Origin of the sequence: Ruminococcus sp. 1001136sp1, from assembly GCF_039841815.1 — a bacterium.
GTDB lineage: Bacteria > Bacillota > Clostridia > Lachnospirales > Lachnospiraceae > Blautia_A > Blautia_A faecis.
In genome coordinates, this window is the sequence record NZ_JBDPGY010000044.1 from 1 (window position 1) to 7611 (window position 7611).

Annotated in this window: 7 protein-coding genes; 1 reads left to right on the forward strand and 6 read right to left on the reverse strand. The window is 40.3% G+C overall.

The features are described 5' to 3' along the window. Positions 1–754 precede the first annotated feature (754 nt). A complete protein-coding gene (locus tag ABHC48_RS20150) occupies positions 755–1381 on the reverse strand; it encodes a tyrosine-type recombinase/integrase (RefSeq protein WP_330637364.1) in 627 nt (208 codons plus the stop codon). Positions 1382–2105: 724 nt separating this feature from the next. Between ABHC48_RS20150 and ABHC48_RS20155 the strand changes: the two genes are divergently transcribed. Then, complete coding sequence (locus ABHC48_RS20155) at positions 2106–3251, forward strand: aldo/keto reductase (protein ID WP_118516863.1); 1146 nt, start codon at positions 2106–2108, stop codon at positions 3249–3251. Positions 3252–3436: 185 nt separating this feature from the next. Here ABHC48_RS20155 and ABHC48_RS20160 read toward each other — a convergent pair whose 3' ends face one another. The 5 genes from ABHC48_RS20160 to ABHC48_RS20180 form a co-directional block, all read right to left on the reverse strand. Then, positions 3437–4792, reverse strand: coding sequence for an MATE family efflux transporter (locus tag ABHC48_RS20160; RefSeq protein ID WP_226855597.1), 1356 nt, complete (start codon positions 4790–4792; stop codon positions 3437–3439). Beyond that, positions 4782–5234, reverse strand: coding sequence for a MarR family transcriptional regulator (locus ABHC48_RS20165; protein ID WP_117676793.1), 453 nt, complete (start codon positions 5232–5234; stop codon positions 4782–4784). The genes ABHC48_RS20160 and ABHC48_RS20165 overlap by 11 nt, the downstream gene beginning before the upstream one ends. Positions 5235–5516: 282 nt before the next feature. Next, the gene (locus ABHC48_RS20170; protein WP_226855598.1) at positions 5517–5786 is read right to left on the reverse strand and encodes a hypothetical protein; all 270 of its coding nucleotides are present in this window, start codon (positions 5784–5786) and stop codon (positions 5517–5519) included. Positions 5787–5824: 38 nt separating this feature from the next. Further along, positions 5825–6661 carry a hypothetical protein gene (locus tag ABHC48_RS20175; RefSeq protein WP_334285723.1) on the reverse strand — a complete coding sequence of 279 codons (837 nt, stop codon included), beginning with the start codon at positions 6659–6661 and terminating at the stop codon, positions 5825–5827. Positions 6662–7128: 467 nt separating this feature from the next. Beyond that, a partial coding sequence (locus tag ABHC48_RS20180) for a transposase (protein ID WP_347506035.1) occupies positions 7129–7611 on the reverse strand: 483 nt, incomplete at its 5' end.

Consider the following 7611-nt stretch of genomic DNA (forward strand, 5'->3'; position numbering starts at 1 on the left):
AATCCAGCTAACATTTTCGAACGCTTTGAAGCCCGTCGCCAAGAGGATTTGAACCTCCGACCCCTCGCTTAGGAGGCACTTGTTCTATCCATTAAACTAACAGGACAAATACCGGATTTTTGGCTTAAAATCAAGGTTTTCAGCCATTTCAACGGCATTGGATTTTATGATTTAAAACTGACTTGCGTCAGCTGAATCAATCTTATATGATAAACTTTTTTGGTATGAAGCTATCGCCTTTTCCAAAAACGCATGTCCCCTTAATTGTGACATCACATAACAGAATCGAACTCAAATTCATTTTTCTATTATACGCCGAGGCGATAACTCTGGTCACCGCTTAGGAGCAACTTTTATGCAGGTTCAGACTAGTCCAACAGAGACAACCTATTCATTTATAAGTCCAGTAAAAAAGCGCCTTCCCGGACTATTTCTGTTCATATAAGATCATTGAAAATTATTCCGGATTTTTACATTTTCTGAGAAAATGATTGTACGCTTCTAATATAAAGCGCCAACTCCATCTATAATTTTTCAAATCATAAAATCCAACTATCCTGCCCATTTAAAAGCGGGAAATGAAATGTATGATACACTATTTTCTTTGTCAGATTTCTTCTAAATTATACATCAGATACCGCCATTTACGCAAGATGCTTTGACCACTATTTTACCTCTTTTTTCTCACATGCTCTGATTTGATCTCATAAATAAAACCGGCAGAGAATTTGCTCTCCACCGGTCTGCTTTTATCCTAATTATGTTCCCCTTGCATTGATTTTGCTAATGATGTCAGCAACACAGCCATTTCCGGATTGCTGAGAACTTTTGCAAGTAACTCTGCGTCCACTCCTTCTGGAACTTCCATCATCGTCCTCTTTTCTGTATCATGGATCTGCGGATTCAGATTCTTCCTGTTATAAAAGGAATCTTCCAACAGTGTCGCATTGCGCCGTCTGTCTTCATCTATGATATGCGAATATACTTCTGTAACCATATCTGCCTGTGCATGACCAGAATCTCCCTGTACCGCCTTTATATCACCGCCGTTCAGCTTAAGCTTATAGGTAACACTCATATGCCGGAAACTGTGAAACACAATCTGTGGTAAATCATGTTGTTTGATCAGCTTATTCAGAGAATCTCTGATATACGCACCGCCCCTTGGAAGTCCATATTCAGTAGCAAGGATAAGGCCATAGTCCTGGTATTCTTCCTGCAAAATATCCTTTATCTCCTCCTGCTGTGCTTTCCATGCAATCAGTTCTTCAGCTACGCTCCTGGGTAAAAACACTTTCCGTACGCTGCTTTCTGTTTTTGGTGTTTTCATAATGCGTACCGTCTTATTCGTTTTCCGCTCCTCTGGAAATATGACGATCACATCTTTGTATCATACGTTTCCCATTTCTGTTTCCGTTTTCCCTCTGTATCTTTACAGTAATATACGACACAATATTTGTTATTTTTCTTCTGTATCGAAGCCATGCTATACTTGCAGCCGTATGTATTTTACTGCTGACAAGTAATGTTTCTTTTGCAGTACTTGGGCTTTTTCTGGTAGGACTTGGTAACGGCCCGATTTTCCCTAATATAACTCACTTAACACCCATCCTCTATAAAAAAGAAACATCTCAGCCCATTATTGGAATCGAAATGGCTTTTTCAAACCTAAGTATCATGCTTACATCGGTACTCTTTGGTTTTCTGTCAGATATTACCGGTACTAAAATCTTCCCGGTTTTTATGGCAATTATGTTTGCTTTTATGGCCGGATGCACGATCATACTTAAAATAGGCGATTCCAGAATCCGTTAACAATCTTAACTCTATAAGCCTGATATTAATTTTAAAAGATTGCTGTTTTCACGCTACTATTCCGTACAAAATGAACAGCAACTTTAAAAGTCGATTTTATAACTGTTTTTTACTGACATTTTTACAAAAACACTTGACTTCCAGTACTCTTTAAGTACTAATATGTAATATACACAGATATATTTTCCGTATGTGTCAAACATATCTACATTGAATAATAATGCATATATTGACGCATCTATACTATGTTGCAATGCATGTATTATTGCATATAAAGGAGGAAATCGATAATGAAAACACGTAGATTGGGAAAAACAAATCTTCAGGTGAGTGAAATCGGCTTCGGTGGAGAATGGCTGGAACGTCATCCGGAAGAAGAGAGCATTGAGCTGATCCGCTATGCTTCATCAAAAGGAATCAACATTCTGGACTGCTGGATGGCAGACCCGAAATCCAGAGATATCATTGGAAAAGGAATCAAAGAAAACCGCAGTCAGTGGTTCATTCAGGGACATATTGGTTCTACATGGAAAGACAACCAGTATTTCCGTACCAGAGATATGAAATACGTCCGTCCTGCATTCGAAGATCTGTTAAAAAGACTGCAGACCGATTACATTGATCTCGGCATGATCCACTATATAGATTCCGAAGAAGAATGGGAACAAATTCAGCATTCCGATTACATGGACTATGTGATGGAATTAAAAAATACAGGTGTGATCCGCCACATCGGTATGAGTTCCCATAACCCTAAAGTAGCAGTCAAAGCTGCCGAATCCGGATTCGTGGAAATGATTCTTTTCAGCATCAATCCGGCTTTCGATATGCTTCCTGCAAGTGAAAATATTGATACCATGTTTGCAGATGAATTTGACAAAAATCTCAAGGGAATCGACCCGGACCGCGCGCGCTTATATAAGGTCTGTGAACAGAACGACGTCGGAATCACTGTTATGAAAGGCTTTGCCGGAGGAAGACTGTTCGATGAGAAGCGTTCTCCATTCGGTGTAACCTTAACACCAGTACAGTGTATCCACTATGCCCTGACCAGACCGGCTGTCTGTTCTATTATGTGCGGATATGATACAAAAGAGCAGATTGATGCTGCTACTGCTTACGAAAATGCTTCCGAGGAAGAAAAAGACTATGCATCCATACTTGCAAATGCACCACTTCACTCCTACCGTGGAGAATGTACTTACTGCGGTCACTGCAAACCTTGCGTATCCGATCTGGATATTGCAATGATCAATAAATTCTATGACCTTGCAACTATGCAGCCAACCGTACCGGCAACTGTACAGTCTCATTACGAACTTCTGAAACATAAAGCTTCCGAATGTATCGGATGTCAGGCATGCGAATCACGCTGTCCGTTTGGCGTTCCGATTGCAGAACGAATGAAAAAAACTGCTGAATTATTTGGATGCTAGACAAATTTTTCTGTAAATACAAAAGCAGACAATTCCCGGAACTCCAGGTTTGTCTGCTTTAATATTTTCTTTTTATTTTTCTTACTCAGTCAGAGAAGCTTTCTGTATTTGATAATAACCTACCGAATAACTATTTGATGTAAAACCACTCAACAATACAGTTATCTTTACTCTATAAATTCAAATCATGAAGTCTTCTTTCCACTCTTTTGTTCTACGCGGTTAAGATATACATAAAATCCAATGTTCAGCACAACTCCCACCATAGTTGAAATCGGTGCTGCCAGACCAATCTTTGTCAGGCTGGCGTTTGGCTGGATACTCATAAAATATGCCAGCGGGAGACGTACCAGAAGTGTCTGGATCAGTCCCTGTGTCATAACCCAGATGGTCTTATTGTTTCCGTTGAAATAACCTACCATACTGAAAAGAATCGCTGTCACAATCGTTTCCAATGCAAAACCTTTCAGATAAGCATAACCATTCTCAATAACAGCCGCATCTGTGGTGAAAAATCCTGCAAGCATATCACCTTTGAATATAACAAGCGCGAATACCAGACATCCGACAACCAGGCCGACTCCAATACCTGTAAACATAGATTTCTTCGCACGTTTTTTCTTTCCTGCTCCTATGTTCTGGGAAACAAAAGATGCCATGGACTGCATCAGCGCACTCGGCACAAGCATCGCAAAGTTTACGATTTTACATGCAACTCCGTAACCTGAAGATGCTTCCAGTCCCAGACGATTGACAAACGCACATAATGCCAGAAATGAAACCTGTGTCAGAAACTCCTGAAGGGCCAGTGGTAATCCGATTTTCAGGAATTTTTTACACTGCGGATTCAGACGGAAATCTTTTCTTGCAATGCTAAACGGAAGTTCTTTCTTTATCAGAAGAACTACTGCAAACACCACACTAAGTGCCTGTGCAGAAACGGTCGCAATCGCAGCTCCTGCTGCATCCATATGTAGTCCAGCCACGAGAGCCAAGTCTCCAATCACATTTACGATACATGCAACCAGAACAAACAGCAGTGGTGATTTGCTGTCTCCAAGTCCTCTGAAAATTGCAGACAGAAGATTATAAACTACAATGAAAAAGATACCGCCTCCGCAGATACGCACATAGCTGGCAGTCAGATCAACTGCCTCTTCCGGTGCCTGCATAAGTATAGAAATCGGATGAGCAAAACATACCATTACAATAAACAAAACAACCGAAATGATGGTAAAAACAATCGCTCCTCCACCAATAACTGCTCCTATCTTTTCCGGCTTCTTTTCACCAAGATATCTGGCGATCAGAACCGTAATACCCATGGCGAACTGAACTACCACAAACGTAACCAGGTTCAGTACCTGACTTCCTGTAGAAACAGCTGAAAGTCCGGAAGTTGAACCAAATCTTCCCACTACCAGCAAGTCAACAGCACCGTAGGCTGCCTGCAAAATTAATGCCCCAAGAACCGGCATCATAAAAGCTACCAGTTTCTTCAGAATACTTCCCTGCGTAAAATCCGCTTTATCACTTTTCATAATGTTCTCTCCTCTCACTCATAATCTCATAAAATTTCCCGATCGTACGGATCATGCAATCTGCATCTTCCTCTGAAATATCATCCAAATACGAAGATAGTTCATTGAAATAATGCTCATCATACTTCCGGGACAAAGCTTTTCCCGCTTCCGTAAGAGTAATAAAAGTGACACGACCATCATCAGGAGAGGATAATTTCTGGAGATATCCTTTCGTTTCCATTTCTTTTACTGTTCTGGTAACTCCCGGGCGCGGAATATTCAATGCGTCACTGATGTCTGATACTTTTACACAAATGCCCTGTTTTTCCATAGTCTGGATTTTATCCATGTATTGAATGTAAGATGGCATAACACCTTGCGGCAATGGCGGAAGCATTTCCCGTATCCGCTTTGCCAGATAACATGCATCAAACATTCTTTTGATTTTCTCATTTGTCATGTTAATCTCCTTGTATAATTACCTTAGTTAATTACCATTGGTAATTATATGAATGTTTTTCCGCTTTGTCAAGCAAAAAATATTACTTGTGAACTTCCAGTTTTTCCGACTAAATCGAATGTCGCTATATCTGCGACTCAAAATAATTCTATTTTTCCGTCTTTTCTCCATCTGATCCTGCATTCAAAAAGTTCATGATCTCCTCATATGACCGCCCACTTTTTACAACCGCTGACAGGATCTCTTCTTTTCTTATGGCATCTCGCTTGTCTAACAGTTCTTTCAGATTTGCGCTGTTGCCTGGTCATACTTTTTCTTCGCTGCGATCACATCAGCCTCTGCTTTTTTCAGTTCCTTACTCAGCTCTGATGCAAAATATTTTATACTGTTCGCATTCAGTCCAAAGGCTTTCAATATTACTTTCTGATTCGCTGTTACTGCATGATCCAGACAGTATATATTGTCCAACTGACGTACCATTTCTATTTTTTCCAGCTCTTTTATTGCCGCCGATACCGTTATATAGTTCGGTTTCTTATCCGGTTTTTTCATCTCTTCTTTTAGTTTTATATACCTCTTGCAGCGCACTATCATGGATACAAATCCAACAAATATCTTCGCTCTTGCTGATTCTTCTGACTACACCCGGATGCTTTATCCAGCATGAACTGAAGCTGGGAGATATCGTTCAGACTTCCTGGATATTTTTCATAAAATAATGGTTCCTGATTATGAGTATCATACGCAACTGCATAATTAAATACCAGCTCTCCCATATCTACTTTCGGATGTCCAAATTCAACCATTTTTATATCTCCAGCCTGACAGTTTTTATTCGTTGAATCATAAGAAATATAAATCTTTTCACGGTAATTCCGTGACTCATTCCATGTATTCAGAAAGCCTGTACTCTGGTCATCTGTTACTGAATTCAGGAAATCTGATACGGTTGAATCGCTGTATTGTTTCATCTTTTCCGTAAAAAGTGGATGGTTGTATGTATAATCCGAATAGTACTGTGCTGCATTGTTTTCTGCTATAATCAAATAAACAGCCAGATCTAAAAACAGACCCATATCACGTGATCCAAAATACTTTCCAAGGATATCTTTTAAACTGCATTCTTCTATGATCTTACGCAGTACAAAGTATGCTCCTCCCCTGAGACAGCTGCTTCTGGAAGTCCTGTTTTTGCTTTCCGGAAGTTCTGCATCGGGGAAATATTTCAGGAAATTTTGATTCGGTTTCATGAGTTCCGGATCCGTATCTGATAGTTTTCCGATCGTTACTCTTTTGGGAAAAGTATACTTCCGGGATGGATCATAAACCCGGTCATACTCATACTCTATATATACAACATTTGACTTTTTTCTCCGTATGATCTTGCCTTTTACGGTTGATACTTTCACTAAAAAATCCAGATACATAGCGCCCTCCTCATATAATCAAGTGTTTTTTATTGAAAATTCAAGATTTTTCAACCTTTCATATCTCAGTGAATAAGCCACAGCTATGAGCATTTCGATGTATCAGGTACTGAAATAGCGGTTGAATGGTATACAAAATAAAACGTCATTGATTTTCGCTTTACTGGCCTTGTGTATACCCTTCCCTCTATGGCAGCTAACCTCCTATATCCACCAGGATTATCTCTGTCTCCAGAGGTCCTAACTTCCTTCGTCTTGCCTGCCCATAACCCGGGTGTCAGCTATGCTCCTTTACGGGGTCATGCCCCTTGGTGATGATTTCTGCCGACTACTGGCTCATTCTTTGTATTATTGATTACTGACTCGCTTCCTGTTCCAGCACTGTGATCAGTGGACGTTATCTGTTACATTCTGCTTAATTCAGTGGCTGTCCACTTGACAGCCTCCATTACAGTTACTTGTCTTTCTTACGCAGCCTGTAGATAAACTGCCGGTCTCTTGATGTCACTGACCATCTTTTTCGGATCATAATCCACACCTTTTGTCAGCATGGCATAAAAGACACGTATCAGCTTGGCTGCAATCGCCATAAGTGACTGCATTTTCTTCAATGGATTCAGCCTTCTCGTTGTATAATAATTGTGGAGTTCCCTAAACTCCTGGTTCTTCGACACAAGTGACATTGCAACTTCAAAGAGCAGATATCTGAGTCTCTTTCGACCTCGTCTGCTTATTGTTGTCTCGCCCTTGTGCTTTCCTGAACTATTTTCAACCAATGCCAATCCTGCAAGCTTCTGCAGTTCTTTCGGATTGTTGAAGCGGCTGATATCACCTACTTCTGCAAGGAACCCTGACACTGTCCTGATTCCTACACCTTTGATCTCTAACAGCTTTTCAGCCATCGGAATCTTTCTTACCAGTTCTTCAATTAGAATCATAACTTCCTGTAG

Excerpts from the sequence above, each read along its gene's own strand:
- ABHC48_RS20155 (WP_118516863.1), top strand. The coding sequence starts at position 2,106 with ATGAAAACACGTAGATTGGGAAAAACAAATCTTCAGGTGAGTGAAATC.
- ABHC48_RS20160 (WP_226855597.1), bottom strand. The coding sequence starts at position 4,792 with ATGAAAAGTGATAAAGCGGATTTTACGCAGGGAAGTATTCTGAAGAAA.
- ABHC48_RS20165 (WP_117676793.1), bottom strand. The coding sequence starts at position 5,234 with ATGACAAATGAGAAAATCAAAAGAATGTTTGATGCATGTTATCTGGCA.
- ABHC48_RS20170 (WP_226855598.1), bottom strand. The coding sequence starts at position 5,786 with ATGAAAAAACCGGATAAGAAACCGAACTATATAACGGTATCGGCGGCA.
- ABHC48_RS20175 (WP_334285723.1), bottom strand. The coding sequence starts at position 6,661 with ATGTATCTGGATTTTTTAGTGAAAGTATCAACCGTAAAAGGCAAGATC.